We start from the raw sequence: 18,045 nt of genomic DNA, 5'->3' as shown, positions 1-18,045 counted from the left end.
ACATTTCGGCTGGTGCGACCTGGCACGGCCGAAGCCCGGATCAAAGGAGATTTTCGGTGAAGAAATTTTCATGGCGGAAGGCGGCGCTGGTTGCCGCTGTCGTGCCGATGATGGCCCTCAGCGCCTGCTCATCCACCGGCGGAAGGCCGGCGGAAAACGGAAATGCCGCGGCCGGCGGCCAGGCCGCGTCGACGCCGCGCATCAAGGTCGCCCTCATCACGCATGCCGCTCCCGGGGACACCTTCTGGGACATTGTCCGCAAGGGCGCTGAGGAAGCCGCAGCCAAGGACAATGTGGAGCTGCTCTACACCTCGGACCCCGAAGGCGGACGCCAGGCACAGCTTGTCCAGCAGGCGATTGATCAGAAGGTGGACGGCATTGCCGTGACACTGGCTAAGCCGGACGCGTTGAAGGACTCCCTCAAGAAGGCCACGGACGCGGGTATTCCTGTAGTCAGCCTTAATGCCGGCGAATCGGTCTCTGCACAATTGGGCGCCTTCACCCACTTCGGGTCAAACGAAAAGCTCGCTGGCGTCGCCGTCGGAACGAAGCTCAGCGAACTGGGCCTCAAACACCCCATCTGTGTCATCCAAGAGCAGGGGCATGTGGGTCTGGAGGCCCGCTGCGCAGGGGTCAAGGAAAAGGTGCCGGGAACGGAGATCCTGTACGTTCCCGGTACTGACATGGCCCAGGTTTCCTCCACGGTTACCGCCAAACTGCAGGCTACTGCTGATGCCGATGCCATCGTTGGCTTGGGTGCGCCCTACACATTGACCATCCTGAAGGCCGTGACCGGCGCCGGCAGCAAGGCCAAGGTGGCCTCGTTCGACATGAACCCTGAGCTCGCCCAGAAAATTGCCGACGGAGATGTCATTTTTACAGTTGACCAGCAGCCGTGGCTGCAGGGCTACGGCTCAATTGATGCACTGTGGCAGGCCAAGCGCGGTGGATTCAAGATCGGCGGCGGGCAGCCCGTGCTGACCGGCCCGTCCATCGTCGACAAGGCAGCAGCCAATGACGTCCTCAAGTTCGCCAAGGACGGCATCCGCTAACAGCCCGCCAGCCGGGCCCGGCCAACGCCGGGCGCGGAAGCAAGGAGAATCATCATGACCATGACCCCAACAATGACAAAACCAGCTGTGGCAGATGAGCGCGTTGCAAAACGCAACCCCCTGCAGAAGCTGCTCGGACGCCCGGAAGTTGGCGCCCTCGTCGGCGCGATCGTCCTCTTCGTCTTCTTCGCCTCGGTATCGCAGACGTTCATCCAGCCGAATGCCTTCGCCACAGTGCTTTACGGCAGTTCCACCATCGGCATCATGGCCGTGGGTGTGTCCCTGCTGATGATTGGCGGCGAGTTCGACCTTTCCACAGGCGTTGCAGTCATCAGTTCCGCCCTCACAGCGTCGATGTTCAGCTGGTACTTCAGTATGAACGTCTGGGTCGGGGTGATCCTGGCCCTCGTGGTCTCGCTCGGCATCGGGTACATCAACGGCTGGATCCTGATGAAGACCAAGTTGCCCAGCTTCATCGTCACGCTCGCGACGTTCCTGATGCTGACCGGCCTTAATCTTGGCCTGACCCGCATGATCGGTGGCGGCGTGTCCTCCCCGTCCATCTCCACCATGGACGGCTACCAGGCGGCTCGTGCCATCTTTGCCTCCTCGGTAAACATCGCCGGGGTGGATGTCAAAAACACCGTCTTCATCTGGATCGCCTTGGTTGCCGTGGCATCCTGGGTGCTGCTGCGCACCAAGGTGGGCAACTGGATCTTCGCGGTCGGCGGTGACGCCAACGCCGCCCGCGCCGTGGGCGTCCCTGTCAAAGCGACCAAGATCGGCCTGTTCATGGCGGTCGGTTTCTGCGGCTGGATCCTAGGCATGCACAACCTGTTCGCGTTCGACGCCGTCCAGTCCGGCGAGGGTGTGGGCAACGAATTCCTCTATATCATCGCTGCCGTCATCGGTGGCTGCCTGCTCACCGGCGGATACGGATCTGCCGTTGGCGGTGCCATCGGCGCATTCATCTTCGGCATGGCCAACAAGGGCATCGTGTACGCGCAGTGGAACCCGGACTGGTTCAAGTTCTTCCTGGGCCTGATGCTGCTCCTGGCCACCATCGTGAACCTGATCGTCAAGCGCCGCGCCGAACTGAAGTAGAAGGGGCCGAACACCAATGAATGCACACCGGATTGATCAGCAGACACTGCTGAAAGAAGAAAAAGACCCGCTGACCCACACCCCCGTGCACCTGCTTTCGCTTGAGAATGTGGGAAAGCATTACGGGAACATCGTCGCCCTCACGGACGTCACCATGGCCGTGGACAACGGCCGGGTCACTTGCGTCCTTGGCGACAACGGCGCCGGCAAATCCACTCTGATCAAAATCATCGCCGGCCTGCACCAGCACGACGAAGGCGTGCTCCACATCATGGGCGAAGAACGGAAATTCGATTCGCCCCGCGATGCACTGGACGCCGGCATCGCCACCGTCTACCAGGACCTCGCCGTCGTCCCCCTGATGCCCATCTGGCGCAACTTCTTCCTCGGCTCCGAGCTGACCACCGGCTTCGGCCTGTTCAAGCGCATGGACGTCCAGGCCATGAAGGACATCACCAAAAAAGAACTTGCCGATATGGGCATCGACCTGCGCGACGTCGAACAGCCCATCGGGCAGCTCTCCGGCGGTGAACGCCAGTGCGTCGCGATCGCCCGCGCCGTCTACTTCGGGGCGAAGGTCCTGATCCTGGACGAGCCAACGGCAGCGCTCGGCGTCAAGCAGTCGGGCGTCGTATTGCGCTACATCCTGCAGGCTCGCGATCGGGGACTGGGCGTCATCTTCATCACCCACAACCCCCACCATGCCTTCCCGGTCGGGGACCGCTTCCTGCTGCTCAAACGCGGCAGATCGATCGGCTATTACGACAAGAAGGACATCACCCTCGACGAACTCACCGCCCAAATGGCCGGCGGCGCCGAACTCGCGGAACTCGCCCACGAACTCGAACAGCTCGGCGGGCACGGCGACGTGGTCAAGGAAGTGCAGGCCGAAGTCGCCGACGTTGCTGACTCCACGGCCGACGCCCGCCGGGCGTCGAAGTAGGGGAGCCGTGACAAGGACCAGCATGACAGAAGTAACTCTCGGACTCGTAGGAGTGGGCCGAATCGGCGCCATGCACGCCCGGAACATCACCGGCCTCAATGAGCTGATGGGGCCGCAGGGCGCCCCGGTGCACCTCAAGCTGACCGACGTTGCCGCAGAACATGCCCGCTCTCTGGCCGGCGGAATCGGCGCCGGGTTCTTTCCCTCCGTTGAAGCCCTGCTTGACTCCGGCATCGACGGGCTGGTCATCGCCACCGGAACCGCCACCCATCCGGACCTGATCAAGGCCGGTGTGGACGCCGGAATCCCGGTCTTCTGCGAAAAGCCGGTCGCCGTGAACGTCGAGGAATCACTGCCTGTCCTCGACCATATCCGGGCCACGGGCGGCACAGTGCAGATCGGCCACCAGCGCCGGTTTGATCCGGGCTACCTGGAAGCCAAGCGCGCCTTCGACGCCGGGGAGCTGGGATGGCTCCACACCGTCAGGGCGGTCACCTGCGACATGACACCGCCGCCGGTGGAGTTCCTTGCGACATCTGGCGGGCTCTTCCGTGACTGCTCCGTCCACGACTTCGACATCCTCCGGTGGCTCACCGGCAAGGAAATCGTGGAGGTTTTCGCCAAGGGTTCCAACAACGGTGATCCGGCAATCGGTGCCGCCGGCGACGTCGATACGGCGCTGGCCGTGGTGACGTTCGACGACGGCAGCGTCGGAACGGTCTCGGCCACCCGCTACAACGGGGCAGGACATGACGTCCGGCTGGAACTCCAGGGATCGGCAGGGTCCGTCATGGTGGGGATGGATGCCCAGATGGCGATGTCCTCCGCAGAGCCGGAGGTGGGTTTCCCGGCCGGGCCGCCGCACAGGACGTTCGCCGAGCGGTTCCACACGGCGTACCGTGCCGAGATGGCGGCCTTTGTGGAGCTGGTGCTGGGGCAGCGGCAGAACCCGTGCACACCGGAGGACGCCGTCGCTGCTTCGATGGTGGCCGACGCCGCCCAGGCATCGCTGCACTCCGGGGAGCCAGTGCGGGTCGCGCTCCAGGCGGCGGGCTGACGCAGGAAGAAACTTCGCTGTCTGCCGCTGCCGAGGCGGAGTTGGGACGACAAAGCCCCGCCTTCAGGCTTGCGGCCTGAAGGCGGGGCTTCGGTGGTGCACCCCCCGGGACTTGAACCCGGAACCCATTGATTAAGAGTCAATTGCTCTGCCAATTGAGCTAGAGGTGCATCTGTTGTTTCGTTCATCCGTGGGCTTTTGTTTCCCTCGTTGACCTCCGCAACGACATGAAACTCTACACGAAGTTTTGGCCAGTGTGAAATCGAGCGGCGTGGAGGGTCCTGCCGCTAGCGTGGAAGCCTCAAAATCAGCGCAAAATCAGGGTTTTGATTGTTGCTTATGGCCCACAAATCCCCGTTCGGGGCCATCGAAACGTTCCTGATCCGCCCGAACTCCCGTGTGAAATAGCCCACAGGAGTGCCGGCATTTTCGCCGTTGAGCGGGACTGCCCAGATGCGCTGGCCCCTCAGCGCACCGAGGTAGGCCGTGCTGCCGACAATTTCGAGTCCACTGGGGGAGGAGTCTGCTGTCGACGGCCAGACAACCTTGGCGTCGATGAAGCCGTCCCGGTGGGGTGCCCCGGTGACTTCGGGCCACCCGTAATTTCCGCCGGGCTGGATCAGGTTGAGTTCGTCATTGACGTCGGGTCCGAATTCGCTGGCCCAGAGCCGGCCCTCGCTGTCCCACGCCAGGCCCTGGACATTCCGGTGGCCAAGGCTGTAGACGGGATTGTTAGGGAAGGGATTGCCGGGCGCGGGGGCGCCGTCCCTGGTGAGCCGCAGTATCTTGCCACCCAGGGCGTTCCGGTCCTGCGGCTGTGCCCTGCGCTGCGAGTCGCCCGTGCCGACGTAGAGGAACCCGTCCGGGCCAAAGCGGATCCTGCCGCCGTTGTGGGTGGAGGCCTTGGACATGCCGGAGAAGATCACCTCCGGCTCACCCAGCCGAAGGCCCCCGCCGCTGGCTGCCCCGGTGCCTTCCAGGCGCATGCGGGCAATCCGGTTGTCATCGGCCGAAGTGAAGTAGGCGTAGAGATAGTGGTCCGAGGCAAAGCCGGGCGACAACGCCAGGCCCAGCAGCCCGCCCTCACCGCCAGGAACGACGCCGCGAACGGCCCCGATGGTTCTGACCTTGCCGTCCGTCACGGATTTGAGCAGGGCGGAATCGCGTTCGGAAATAACTGCAGTGCCGTCCGGCAGGAACACCGTCGACCAGGGAATCTGCAGTCCCTCGATCCTGCCCCGCACTTCCGGCGCCCGTGGCGATGGGGCTGCCGTGCCGGAAGCAGCCGGCGCACTTGTTCCCGAGGTGCTAGTCCCCGGTGTGCCGGTGCCCGGGGTGGATGTCGCAGTTGCCCCGTTGGCCGTGGAGCCGGTGCTGCCCGGGGCGGGCTGGCCGCCGTCGTCCGTGCAGCCGGATAGCGACATCGTTAAAGACAGTGCCAAGGCGGTCACTGCCAGGGGCATGGCGGCGGCAGCCGTTGCGGGCTTTCGGGGGTGGTTGCGTGTCATGGCGTCCTCCGTCCGCAGTCTGCCGCCGCCGCGCGGGCGTTAGTGCCGGGACCGGCGCGGCGCCCGGAACCCAGCAGCCTCGGCGTGCGCCGGGGAAAGGAACCAGACTTCCGCCCTGGCGTCCTGGTAGCCCGCGCTGTCTTCGTCGTAATAGGTCATGGCGCTCACGTCGCCCTTGACGGCGTATCCATCCGGGGCGCTGCCGTCTGCGGCCGGCGAGGCCGAACCCTCGCCGTACGGCCGGTCCGCCGCGGTTTCTGAGTCTTCGCCGGAGGCCTGCTTGTGGGGGATGGGCTGTTCGCCGAAACCCCGTTCCGCACCGAAGCCCTGTTCCAGGTGATGAGGCTGGGGTTCGCGGTGATGAGGCTGGGCTTCGTGGCTGGCTCCGGCTTCCGTGGCAGCGGAGGACTGGATCCGCTGCTGGGTTTCAGCCTCAGCGTCCAGGGATTCGGCCGCGGCCGATTCCGCGCCCGGCAGGGTGGGGGCGTGCGGGTCCGTGTACTCGGCGTGGTGCGTCGGGGTGGCAGGCTGCGCCGCAGCCTGCTCGGTGGAACTGCCCGCCTCGGCACTGCCTGCATCCGACCACTGGGCATCCCATTCGGCCTTGTCACCGTCGTCGTCCCAGTCGTCAACATCCCCTCCGGCGGACCGCGCCGAGGAGGGGCGGGCGGTGGCGGCCTCCCAGGATTCGATGTCGGGTTCCACGTCCTCGGGGTCCGGGCGCGTGGCCGCGGGGGCGGGCTGGCCCGACAGCGGCGCGGCTTCGGCGGCTGCCGGCCCGGCGTCCGGTTCGGCCAGGCGGCCTGTTTCCGGTACGGTCCGGGTGGTGTCTGACGGAGGCCCCACCGCCGCTGTGGCGGCAGAAGCGGCCGACGGCGTCTCTTCCGTTCCGGTTGATGCTGCGGGAACGGTTCCGGCAGGGGACGTCACCTGTTCGGTCCGGGCCGCGCCGGTTGCCGTTCCCCGCGAGTTCCGGTTCAGCAGCCACCAGACGATGGCGATGATCAAAACAATGACAATGACCCAGATAATCCACTCCATAGCAAAGCCTTTCATCCGTCGCACGAGGTTGCCGTTGCTTGACGGTACGTCGCTGTCAATAGGGCTGTCTAGGTTTGTCAACGCCACCGGGGCAGAGGGCACGCAGGCCCTCTGTCCCGGAATGTGAGACGCGGGTCCACTATTTGATCGAAATTTTCTGGAAAATGGGCCAAACCGGCCACTTCCGGTCGTTGGCGGCCTTTCAGGAGTCATAGACTTTGACCCATGAGTGAGGACACCCAGATCGCAACCGATAACAAGCCTGACATCAAGCCCCGGAGCCGGATTGTCACCGACGGCATTCACGCAGCTCCGGCACGTGGAATGTTCCGGGCCGTGGGCATGGGCGACGACGACTTCGCCAAGCCCCAGATCGGCGTCGCGAGCTCCTGGAATGAAATCACTCCCTGCAACCTGTCCCTGAACCGGCTGGCCCAGGGTGCCAAGGAAGGCGTCCACGCCGGCGGCGGGTTCCCGATGCAGTTCGGCACCATCTCCGTTTCCGACGGCATCTCAATGGGCCACGAGGGCATGCACTTCTCCTTGGTCTCCCGCGAAGTCATCGCCGACTCCGTGGAAACCGTCATGCAGGCAGAGCGCATCGACGGCTCCGTGCTGCTGGCCGGCTGCGACAAGTCGCTCCCGGGCATGCTCATGGCCGCCGCGCGCCTGGACCTCGCCAGCGTGTTCCTGTACGCCGGCTCCATCATGCCGGGCTGGGTCAAGCTTGAGGACGGCTCCGAAAAGGAAGTCACCCTGATCGACGCCTTCGAAGCCGTCGGCGCGTGCGCTGCCGGCAAGATGAGCATGGAAGACCTCACCCGCATCGAGAAGGCCATCTGTCCCGGCGAAGGCGCCTGTGGCGGCATGTACACCGCCAACACCATGGCCTGCATCGGTGAGGCCCTGGGCATGTCCCTCCCCGGCTCCGCAGCTCCGCCCTCGGCAGACCGCCGTCGTGATGAGTTCGCCCGCAAGTCCGGCGAAGCAGTTGTGAACCTGCTGCGCCTCGGCATCACTGCCCGCGACATCATGACCAAAAAGGCGTTCGAGAACGCCATCGCCGTGACCATGGCATTCGGCGGCTCCACCAACGCCGTCCTGCACCTGCTCGCGATCGCCCGCGAGGCAGAGGTCGAACTGACCCTCGACGACTTCAACCGCATCGGCGACAGGATCCCGCACCTGGGCGACCTGAAGCCGTTCGGCCGCTACGTCATGACCGACGTCGACAAGATCGGCGGCGTGCCGGTCATCATGAAGGCCCTGCTCGACGCCGGCCTGCTGCACGGCGACTGCCTCACCGTTACGGGCAAGACGGTCGCGGAAAACCTCGCATCCATCAACCCGCCGGACCTCGACGGCAAGATCCTCCGCGCGCTGGACAACCCGATCCACAAGACCGGCGGCATCACCATCCTGCACGGCTCGCTCGCCCCCGAGGGTGCCGTGGTGAAGAGCGCCGGCTTCGACGCCGACGTCTTCGAAGGCAGCGCCCGGGTGTTCGAGCGTGAACAGGGCGCCCTGGACGCGCTGGACAACGGCGAGATCCAGAAGGGCGACGTCGTAGTCATCCGCTACGAAGGCCCCAAGGGCGGTCCGGGCATGCGCGAGATGCTCGCCATCACCGGTGCCATCAAGGGTGCGGGCCTGGGCAAGGATGTCCTGCTGCTCACCGATGGCCGCTTCTCCGGCGGCACCACCGGCCTGTGCATCGGCCACGTCGCCCCCGAAGCCGTCGACGGCGGCCCCATCGCCTTCGTGAAGGACGGCGACCGGATCCGCGTGGACATCGCAGCACGCACCTTCGACCTGCTCGTTGACGACGCAGAACTCGAAGCCCGCAAGGAGGGCTGGGCGCCACTGCCGGCCAAGTTCACCAAGGGAGTCCTGGCCAAGTACGCCAAGCTGGTGCACAGCGCCTCCACTGGCGCTTATTGCGGTTGATTCCTTCCCTTGGTGCGCGGCGCGGGCGCCGCGCACCAGAGGCCCTCGGAATCCTCCTATTAAGCCTGCCGCCCTGTGTGGGCAGGCTTCGGTAAGGTCCTACCGTTGAAGGGATCAGTTCGTGGACAATGATGTCCACATGGTGAGATCGCGGTTCGCTCCGTTGACACGCTTCTTACCAGAGGGAAAACTGAACGCATGATCGCATTCGTTACCGTCGGCGCCGTCGTCGTACTTACCAAGCGCGTGGCTCCATAGCCCGACTGGTAACGAACTGTCACGCGCAACCCCTCGAAAAGCCATCAGGCTGAGGGGTTTTTTTATTTTCCGGGCGGGACGAACGTTCAGTTTTCTCTAGCACCACACCAATTCAAGATCCACTAAGGAAGAGTTCGATGAGCAAAGGATCGCCCATCAGCCCCTCGCTGATGGCTTCAAAGTCCGCTGGAGCCGCCAAGGCTCCGGAACGCGTCGACAAGCCGGCTGAGGCCGGGGTCGACACTGCTGCAGCCGCCTCTCCTGTCCTTGGGCCGAACAACGTCGTACCCCCGACGGTGATGACCGGCTCAGAAGCAATTGTCCGCTCGCTCGAAGAACTCGGCGTCGACGACATTTTCGGTTTGCCCGGTGGCGCGATCCTGCCCACCTACGACCCCTTGATGGCCTCCAAAATGAACCACGTTCTGGTCCGTCACGAACAGGGAGCCGGCCACGCCGCGCAAGGCTACGCCATGGTCACCGGGCGGGTGGGCGTCTGCATCGCCACCTCGGGTCCCGGTGCCACCAACCTCGTCACCGCCATCATGGATGCGCACATGGATTCCGTTCCGCTCGTGGCCATCACCGGCCAGGTTGCCAGCGGAGTAATCGGCACCGATGCCTTCCAGGAAGCCGACATCGTGGGCATCACCATGCCCATCACCAAGCACTCGTTCCTGGTGACGGACCCCAACGACATTCCCCACGTCATGGCCGAGGCCTTCCACCTCGCCTCGACAGGCCGTCCGGGCCCTGTCCTCGTGGACATCGCGAAGGACGCGCAGGTGGGGCAGATGACCTTCTCCTGGCCGCCGAAGATCGACCTGCCTGGTTACCGCCCGGTGGTCCGCGGCCACAACAAGCAGGTCCGCGAGGCGGCGAAACTGATCGCCGCGGCCAGTAAGCCCGTGCTTTACGTGGGCGGCGGCGTGGTCAAGGCGCATGCCTCGGCCGAGCTGCGTGAGCTGGCCGAACTGACCGGCGCCCCCGTGGTGACCACGCTCATGGCCCGCGGTGTCTTCCCGGACTCACATCCCCAGCACGTGGGCATGCCGGGTATGCACGGTACGGTCTCGGCCGTGACCGCGCTGCAGCAGTCTGACCTCCTCGTCACCCTGGGCGCCCGCTTCGACGACCGCGTCACGGGCGTTCTCAAGACCTTCGCGCCGAATGCCAAGGTCATTCACGCGGACATCGACCCCGCTGAGATTTCCAAGAACCGCACCGCCGACGTTCCCATCGTGGGCTCGGTCAAGGAAATCATCCCGGAACTGACGGAAGCTGTCCGCGCCCAGTTCGGGACTTCCGGAACTCCGGACCTGGACAACTGGTGGGCTTTCCTGAACAACCTGAAGGAAACCTACCCGCTGGGCTGGACCGAACCCGAAGACGGCCTCAGCGCGCCGCAGCGCGTCATCGAGCGCATCGGCGCCCTGACCGGGCCCGAGGGCATCTACGTTGCCGGCGTCGGCCAGCACCAGATGTGGGCGGCGCAGTTCATCAAGTACGAGCGCCCGCACGCCTGGCTGAACTCAGGCGGTGCCGGCACCATGGGCTACGCCGTCCCCGCCGCCATGGGTGCCAAGGTGGGGGAGCCGGACCGTGTGGTCTGGGCCATCGACGGCGACGGCTGCTTCCAGATGACCAACCAGGAGCTGGCCACCTGCGCCATCAACAAGATCCCCATCAAGGTCGCTGTCATCAACAACTCCTCGCTGGGCATGGTGCGCCAGTGGCAGACCCTCTTCTACGAAGGCCGCTACTCCAACACCGACCTGAACACCGGCCACGAAACCATCCGGATCCCGGACTTCGTCAAACTCGGCGAGGCCTACGGCTGCGCGTCCTTCCGGTGCGAGCGGGACGAGGACATCGACGCAACAATCCAGAAGGCGCTGGAAATCAATGACCGCCCCGTGGTCATCGACTTCGTGGTCAGCCCCGACTCCATGGTGTGGCCGATGGTGCCCGCCGGGGTCAGCAACGACCAGATCCAGGTTGCCCGCAACATGACCCCGGAATGGGAAGAGGAGGACTGATCATGAGCCGCCACACACTGTCCGTTCTGGTCGAAGACAAGCCCGGTGTGCTGACCCGCGTGGCCAGCCTTTTCGCCCGCCGCGCCTTTAACATTAACTCCCTGGCCGTAGGCCCGACGGAAGTTCCGGGCATCTCCCGGATGACCGTCGTCGTCGACGCAGACGGTGACCTGATCGAACAGGTCACCAAGCAGTTGAACAAGCTGATCAACGTGATCAAGATTGTTGAACTGACCTCCGAATCTTCCGTACAGCGCGACCACATCCTGGTCAAGGTACGTGCGGATGCCGCAACTCGTCTGCAGGTGACCCAGGCTGCAGACCTGTTCCGTGCTTCAGTGGTCGACGTCTCCACAGACTCGGTGGTCATTGAAGCAACTGGCCATCCCGAAAAGCTCACGGCACTGCTTTCAGTGCTCGAGCCCTTCGGTATCCGCGAAATTGTGCAGTCCGGCACCTTGGCCGTTGGACGGGGATCCCGCTCCATGAGTGATCGGGCGCTGCGCTCCGCTTAGGCAGAGCGCAACGCCTGCAAACGCAGTACCGACAGACACATCTACAAGAAATCCACTCAAGAGGAGTTACGCAAGTGACTGAAATGTTTTACGACGACGACGCAGACCTGTCGATCATCCAGGGTCGCAAGGTTGCCATTGTCGGCTACGGCTCCCAGGGCCACGCCCACGCGCTGAACCTGCGCGATTCCGGCGTCGAGGTTGTCATTGCCCTCAAGGAAGGCTCAAAGTCCACCGCCAAGGCTGAGGAGGCAGGCTTCCAGGTCAAGAACGTTGCCGACGCGGCCGAATGGGCCGACGTCATCATGATCCTGGCACCGGACCAGCACCAGCGCTCGATCTTCAACGACTCCATCAAGGACAAGCTGACCCCGGGCAAGGCCCTCGCCTTCGCACACGGCTTCAACATCCGCTTCGGCTACATCAAGGCACCGGAGGGCGTCGACGTCATCCTGGTCGCCCCGAAGGCCCCCGGCCACACGGTTCGCCGCGAGTTCGAAGCCGGCCGCGGCATCCCGGACATCATCGCCGTCGAGCAGGACGCTTCCGGTTCCGCTTGGGAACTGGCCAAGTCCTACGCCAAGGCCATTGGCGGCACCCGCGCCGGTGTCATCAAGACCACCTTCACCGAAGAGACCGAAACGGACCTCTTCGGCGAGCAGTCCGTCCTGTGCGGCGGCGTGTCGCAGCTGGTCCAGTACGGCTTCGAAACCCTGACCGAGGCCGGTTACCAGCCCCAGATCGCCTACTTCGAGGTGCTGCACGAGCTCAAGCTCATCGTTGACCTCATGTGGGAAGGCGGCATCGCCAAGCAGCGCTGGAGCGTCTCCGACACCGCTGAGTACGGCGACTACGTCTCCGGCCCGCGGGTCATCACCCCCGAGGTGAAGGAAAACATGAAGGCTGTCCTGGCTGACATCCAGTCCGGTGCCTTCGCCAAGCGCTTCATCGACGACCAGGACAACGGCGCCGTCGAATTCAAGGAGCTGCGTGCCAAGGCAGAGTCCCACCCGATCGAGGGCGTTGGCCGCGAGCTGCGGTCCCTGTTCTCCTGGCAGCAGCAGGACCAGGACTACGTAGAAGGCTCTGCAGCCCGCTAAGGCTGCGCCCTTCACAGCGACAGTGAGGCCGGGTTCACACTTAACAATGTGAGCCCGGCCTTTCCGTACGCCTAGACTTTATTTACCCCCAGGACTTCAACGCAGAGGATCAGCTGTGTCAAAACCCGTAGTATTGCTTGCCGAAGAACTTTCACCCGCCACCATCGAGGCCCTTGGCCCGGACTTTGAAATCCGTCAGACCGACGGGGCCGATCGTTCCCAGCTGCTCTCTGCCATCGAGGACGTTGACGCCATCCTGGTCCGCTCCGCCACCAAGGTGGACGCCGAGGCCATTGCCGCCGCGAAGAACCTGAAGGTCATCGCGCGTGCCGGCGTTGGCCTGGATAACGTCGACATCAAGGCCGCCACCCAGGCCGGTGTCATGGTGGTCAACGCCCCGACGTCGAACATCGTTTCCGCCGCGGAACTGACCGTGGGCCACATCCTGAGCCTGGCCCGTCACATCCCGCAGGCCAGCGCCGCCCTGAAGGACGGCGAGTGGAAGCGCTCCAAGTACACCGGCATTGAACTCTTCGAGAAGAAGATCGGCATCATCGGCCTGGGCCGCATCGGCGCCCTGGTGGCCGCCCGCCTGCAGGGCTTCGACACCGAGATCCTCGCGTTCGACCCCTACATCACGTCCGCCCGCGCGGCACAGCTCGGCGTGAAGCTCGTCACCCTCGACGAGCTGCTCGCGCAGTCTGACTTCATCACCATCCACATGCCCAAGACGCCGGAAACGGTCGGCATGCTCGGCGCCGACGCCTTCAAGAAAATGAAGAACACGGCCTACGTGATCAACGTGGCCCGTGGCGGCCTCGTGGACGAGGAAGCCCTCTACACCGCACTGCAGGACCGCCAGATTGCCGGCGCCGCCGTGGACGTCTTCGTCCAGGAGCCCAGCACCGACCTGCCGTTCTTCAAGCTGGACAACGTTGTGGTGACCCCGCACCTGGGCGCGTCAACCGATGAGGCACAGGAAAAGGCCGGCGTCTCCGTCGCGAAGTCCGTCCGCCTGGCCCTTGCCGGGGAACTTGTTCCGGACGCCGTGAACGTCGCCGGCGGCGTGATCGCCCCCGACGTCCGCCCGGGCATCCCGCTGATCGAGAAGCTGGGCCGCATCTTCACGGCGCTGACCCACGCCTCCGTAACCCAGATCGACGTTGAGGTGGCCGGTGAAATCGCCGCGCTTGATGTCAAGGTCCTGGAGCTCGCCGCCCTCAAGGGGATCTTCGCCGACGTCGTCACCGAGCAGGTGTCCTATGTCAACGCCCCCGTGATCGCTGAGCAGCGTGGCATCAACGTCCGCCTCATCACCACCCCCGAGGCCGAGGACTACCGCAACGTGCTGACGCTGCGCGGCGCCCTGAGCGACGGCGCGCAGATCTCCGTGGCCGGCACCCTGACCGGTCCCAAGCAGGTGCAGAAGCTCGTCGGCGTGAACGGCTACGACGTCGAGATTCCCATCAGCGAGCACCTCGTTGTGGTTTCCTATGCTGACCGTCCCGGCGTCATCGGCACCATCGGCCACATCCTGGGCATGAACAACATCAACATCGGCGGCATGCAGGTGGCACGGAACGCGGAGGGCGGCCAGGTCCTGGCGCTGCTCACCATCGACAGTTCCGTCCCGCAGCAGGTGCTGGACGCCATCAAGGCCGGCATCGGTGCCGAGATGGTGCGCGAAGTGGACCTCGAGGACTAGTCCGACGAACGCTGGCCGGCAACGGCCAGGTCCCCAACGCGGGGTGAACCCCTTGTCCCCTGGAGTTCATTCCGGCCAAGTATGATTGGCCGGTCTGCGTACAATAGCTAGGTCGAATTTAAGGATCCAGCCGGCAGGCCGGCCAATACTTTTTGCACGTCCGCAAGGGACACCTCCACATTCTGCGGTCATCGTGGCGTGCGCACGCAATCCAGGTTTCAGGGAGCCCAATGAACGCCGTCCAGAGGTTCATCAGAAGCAAAGTGCTGCTGCTGACCGCTGCAATTCTGATCTTCGCCATGTGCCTGTCAGTCCTCGTCCAGACCCAGTCGCAGGCAGCGCTGAACCGGACCGTGGACCAGAACTCGCGCGGGCTCTACGACATCTTGGTCCAGGCCAAGGCGGGCTCGGACGGTACGCTCATGCAGCCCGAGATTGCCACCGGGCAGGGCGGCATCAGCTTCGACCAGCTGCAGAAGATCCGGGACCTGTCCGGCACGTCTGTTGCCGCGCCCATCAGCCTGGTCTCGCGCGTGACGCAGAACCTTGAGACCCCGCGCCTGGAGGCCATGGACTACCTGGGCTTCAACGCCGGACTCGTCGGCACCGCGACTGCCGGGCAGCCCGGCGGCACCGACCCCAGCAAATGGCCGGAAGCGCAGTCCGTGCTCAGCGACACCCCCAAGAAGTACCGCCTGACGGCCAGCGCCACAAGCTCCGACGGTTCCTCGCAGCACACACTCTTCAAGTCCACTGCCGAGGGCACTCTCGGCAAGGGCAAGCTCGTGGAGCAGCAGGTCGAGGGAGGCAACAGCATCCAGATCGCCGGTCCCGAAGGCGAGACCGGGATCAAGTTCCCGGCCCCGGCCGGAGGGTCCGAGCACAACCTGTTCAACCTCACTGTTGCCCTGCCCATGGCTCCGGAGGTCACGGAGTCCGTGGTCGCCGTCGACCCCGTTTCCGAGCGTGCCCTCCTGGGCACCTCCGGTGACTTCCTGGCACCCCTGGAAAAGGCACCGCCGGCCGACGCCCGCAGCGCCGAGGCAGTCGGCCAGCACCTGGAGAGCCTCTTCACCACCGGCATTGGAATGAAGGAGCTCGAGGAGGGTCCTGACTTCCTCGGCGTGAAGCTCAAGTACTGGGCTCCCATCATGACCCAGTACCAGCAGGCCAAGCGCAACGGGCAGCTCACGGAGGACTCCCAGGCCATCCCGCTGATCGTCCGCTCCGGCACTTCGGTTGACCTGAAGTACTCCGTGAAAATCGAGGAGATCGACGACTCCGGAAACGTGGTCAAGGAAGTCGGCACCGCTGAGCGCTCCCTCGACAAGGACTACCTGCCCTTCGTCTCCAAGTCGCCCTTTGCGTTGTCCTGGCCGGGGTCCACGGACTACTCCAAGCTGCTCGGCAACTCGGCGAACTTCAGCCGCGGCCTTTACAGCCCCCCAACCTGGAGCACCAACTTCGCCTCCGCCCCCAAGTACTCGGACGGCTCCACCGCAGGCAACGGTGCCGAGGACAAGACCGCCACCCCCGGCGAGTGGGTCACCGTGAACCGCCTGCCGGAGAAGAGCGCCAACGGCGAGGCCGTGGACCAGACCCAGCGCAACCCCGTGGACGAGCGCTCCTACCGGGAGAACCTCGAAACGGGCAAGAAGCTGGCCACTCCGCTGGCCATGGTCTACGGCACGTTCGATCCCGGCGCTGTCCAGAAGGCGGCCGGTGACGTCAACCGCCTTCCGCTCGGCGGCTACGATCCAACGCCCATGACGCTGACCAAGGACGCGCAGGGCAAGGACGTTGACACCGCGCTCAAGCCCTCCCTGAGCGCCACCGGACTCGTCAGCCAGTCGGCCGGCGCCATCACCGACTACTACGGCCTGGCTGCTGCCCGCGGCTACGAGAAGAACGCCTCCGTAATCGACGCTGTGCGCGTCCGCGCCAGCGCCGCCGGCAGCTGGAAGCAGGTCCAGCCCGAGGTGGACAAGCTCGCCGCCGAGATCCGGGACATGGGACTCGAAGCCACCGTTGTGGCCGGTTCTGCCCGCGAGGACGCCAACATCTTCGTTCCCGGCTACTCCAAGGACGACGCCGGGAAGGAATCCGCGCTGGGAACCGTCCAGCAGTCGTGGGTCAGGCAGAACGCCGCCGACGCCGTCGCCGGGTCACTGACGGCAACGAACCTGACGCTGCTGTTCCTCACGCTGTGCGGCGCCGCGCTGCTGACCGGCGCGTCGACTGTCAGCTACGTGCGGCTGCGCCGCAGCGAAGCCGGCACGCTGCGCGCCATGGGCTGGACCCAGCGCCGCATCCGCTCCTGGGTGCTGGAGGAGTTCGCCGTCGGCGCCGGGCTGCTGGCCGTGGCCGGCATAGTGCTCAGCCTCGTGAGCTGGAACATCGCCACGGCCATCGTCTCGGCGTCCGTGCTGGCCCTGTACCTGGGCGCGGCCTTCTTCGCCGCCCAGCAGCTGCGGCACCGCGAGGTAGTCGACCAGGAGCCGCAGCACGACGAAAAGCTCATCGCAGTCGACTCGCCGCTGACCTTCGCGAACAGGCAGCTGAGCACGCACCGCTTCAACGCCATCTCGCTGGCCGTTGCGGTTGGTGTGTTCGGCTCGGCAGTCGGCGGCCTGATCGCACTGCTGATCGACATTCCGCGTGCCGCCGGCGCCAGCGCCCTCAGTGGCCTGGCCGCCGCCAGCGTGGCCCTGCCGAGCATCGTCCTTGGCCTGTCCGGCGTGGCTGTGGGGCTCCTGCTCACCCTGGTGACCGGGCGCTTCGAGCTGAAGGCCAAGCGCCGGTACCTCGGCACGCTGCAGGCCATGGGCTGGAACCCGGACATGCTGGGCCAGGTCCGGTTCTTCGAAAATGCTTTGGTGGGTGCGGTTGCCGTGCCGCTGGGCATCCTCGGCGCCCTTGGCATCGGCCTTGTTCTTGCCCCCTACGCCGCGTTGTGGGCCGCAGTGGCCGGGCTCGTGGCGGTTCTCTGCTGGATTCCGATTGCAACGAAAGTGGTCAAATGACTAACGACCTGAACCTTCGCCGCGCCCGCGGGAACAACGAAGGCGAGAGCCCTGCCCAGACCCGGGCCAACACCATCGTCAAGGCGGCCGACCACGCCACCCCGCTGGAGCTGAACAACATCACCATCCGCTACGGCGGAGGCAAGAACGGGTCCGACGCCGTCAGCGTCGTGGACGGCTTTGACCTCACCCTGAGCGCTGGGGAGATGCACTGCGTGGCGGGCCGAAGCGGCTCGGGCAAGACCAGCATCCTGACCGTCGGAGCGGGCCTGACCCTGCCGACGTCGGGCCGGGTGCTGTGGGAGGGCGATTCCCTTGAAACTATGAGCGACGACGAGATCGCCGACCGGCGCCGGGCACTGATCGGCTACGTTGACCAGGGCGGCGCGCTGATCGACGGCATGAGCGCGCTCGAGAACGTCCTCCTCCCCGCGGTACCGGACGGCGAGGTGGAGCAGCGGCGCGAGATGGCCAAGGACCTGCTGGACCTTGTGGGCCTCGGACGCCGCATGCGGCACCGTCCCGAGCAGCTCTCCGGCGGTGAGCGCCAGCGCGTCGCCATCGCCCGCGCCCTGATCCTGGGCACCCGCGTCCTGGTGGTGGACGAGCCCACGGCGAGCCTGGACCGGGCCTCCGCCAACCGCATCATCAGCATCCTCAAGGACACAACGTCCGACGGCATTGCAGTCCTCGTGGCGTCACATGACCACGAACTGGTCCGGCTGAGCGATACGCTGACCGAACTGATCTAGA

General features: G+C 65.1%; 13 protein-coding genes and 1 tRNA gene. 11 read left to right on the top strand and 3 right to left on the bottom strand.

Translation table 11 applies throughout. The annotated features are described in order from the left end of the window. Positions 1 to 56 precede the first annotated feature (56 nt). From QFZ23_RS15615 to QFZ23_RS15600, 4 genes are read left to right on the top strand one after another with little or no spacing between them, the layout of a single operon-like run. Entirely contained in the window at positions 57 to 1,052 is a 996-nt protein-coding gene (locus QFZ23_RS15615; RefSeq protein WP_306924268.1) for a substrate-binding domain-containing protein, read from the top strand. A gap of 54 nt (positions 1,053 to 1,106) precedes the next feature. Continuing rightward, positions 1,107 to 2,156: an ABC transporter permease gene (locus tag QFZ23_RS15610; protein WP_306924266.1), complete on the top strand. Its 1,050-nt coding sequence runs from the start codon at positions 1,107 to 1,109 to the stop codon at positions 2,154 to 2,156. A 16-nt stretch (positions 2,157 to 2,172) separates the two neighbouring features. Then, a complete protein-coding gene (locus tag QFZ23_RS15605; RefSeq protein WP_306924264.1) occupies positions 2,173 to 3,099 on the top strand; it encodes an ATP-binding cassette domain-containing protein in 927 nt (308 codons plus the stop codon). A gap of 22 nt (positions 3,100 to 3,121) precedes the next feature. After that, on the top strand, positions 3,122 to 4,156 hold the full coding sequence (locus QFZ23_RS15600) for a Gfo/Idh/MocA family protein (RefSeq protein ID WP_306924261.1): 1,035 nt from the start codon (positions 3,122 to 3,124) through the stop codon (positions 4,154 to 4,156). A gap of 94 nt (positions 4,157 to 4,250) precedes the next feature. Here QFZ23_RS15600 and QFZ23_RS15595 read toward each other — a convergent pair. From QFZ23_RS15595 to QFZ23_RS15585, 3 genes are all read right to left on the bottom strand, one after another. Then, positions 4,251 to 4,326: transfer RNA gene (locus QFZ23_RS15595), tRNA-Lys, on the bottom strand. Positions 4,327 to 4,443: 117 nt separating this feature from the next. Continuing rightward, positions 4,444 to 5,664 (bottom strand): PQQ-dependent sugar dehydrogenase, encoded by a 1,221-nt coding sequence (locus tag QFZ23_RS15590; protein WP_306924258.1) that lies wholly within the window; start codon positions 5,662 to 5,664, stop codon positions 4,444 to 4,446. 39 nt (positions 5,665 to 5,703) lie between these two features. Beyond that, complete coding sequence (locus tag QFZ23_RS15585) at positions 5,704 to 6,705, bottom strand: sunset domain-containing protein (protein WP_306924256.1); 1,002 nt, start codon at positions 6,703 to 6,705, stop codon at positions 5,704 to 5,706. Positions 6,706 to 6,930: 225 nt separating this feature from the next. On the opposite strand from QFZ23_RS15585, the gene ilvD reads away from it, so the two are divergent. The 7 genes from ilvD (at position 6,931) to QFZ23_RS15550 (ending at position 18,044) form a co-directional block, all read left to right on the top strand. After that, complete coding sequence (gene ilvD, locus QFZ23_RS15580; protein ID WP_306924254.1) at positions 6,931 to 8,652, top strand: dihydroxy-acid dehydratase; 1,722 nt, start codon at positions 6,931 to 6,933, stop codon at positions 8,650 to 8,652. Positions 8,653 to 9,047: 395 nt separating this feature from the next. Further along, positions 9,048 to 10,949, top strand: coding sequence for an acetolactate synthase large subunit (locus tag QFZ23_RS15575; protein WP_306924252.1), 1,902 nt, complete (start codon positions 9,048 to 9,050; stop codon positions 10,947 to 10,949). Between the two features lie 2 nt (positions 10,950 to 10,951). Further along, positions 10,952 to 11,464: an acetolactate synthase small subunit gene (gene ilvN / locus QFZ23_RS15570; RefSeq protein WP_050054685.1), complete on the top strand. Its 513-nt coding sequence runs from the start codon at positions 10,952 to 10,954 to the stop codon at positions 11,462 to 11,464. 74 nt (positions 11,465 to 11,538) lie between these two features. Further along, complete coding sequence (gene ilvC / locus QFZ23_RS15565) at positions 11,539 to 12,564, top strand: ketol-acid reductoisomerase (RefSeq protein WP_306924249.1); 1,026 nt, start codon at positions 11,539 to 11,541, stop codon at positions 12,562 to 12,564. Positions 12,565 to 12,679: 115 nt separating this feature from the next. Continuing rightward, complete coding sequence (serA, locus tag QFZ23_RS15560; protein ID WP_306924247.1) at positions 12,680 to 14,269, top strand: phosphoglycerate dehydrogenase; 1,590 nt, start codon at positions 12,680 to 12,682, stop codon at positions 14,267 to 14,269. Positions 14,270 to 14,499: 230 nt separating this feature from the next. Beyond that, positions 14,500 to 17,292: an ABC transporter permease gene (locus tag QFZ23_RS15555; protein ID WP_306924245.1), complete on the top strand. Its 2,793-nt coding sequence runs from the start codon at positions 14,500 to 14,502 to the stop codon at positions 17,290 to 17,292. Further along, positions 17,289 to 18,044, top strand: a complete 756-nt coding sequence (locus QFZ23_RS15550; RefSeq protein WP_306924243.1) for an ABC transporter ATP-binding protein — start codon at positions 17,289 to 17,291, stop codon at positions 18,042 to 18,044. Before QFZ23_RS15555 ends, QFZ23_RS15550 begins: the two co-directional genes overlap by 4 nt. Position 18,045: the final 1 nt, after the last annotated feature.

This window comes from Arthrobacter globiformis (genome assembly GCF_030818015.1).
Taxonomy (GTDB): domain Bacteria; phylum Actinomycetota; class Actinomycetes; order Actinomycetales; family Micrococcaceae; genus Arthrobacter; species Arthrobacter globiformis_C.
This window is presented reverse-complemented; position numbering and strand designations above follow the sequence as displayed.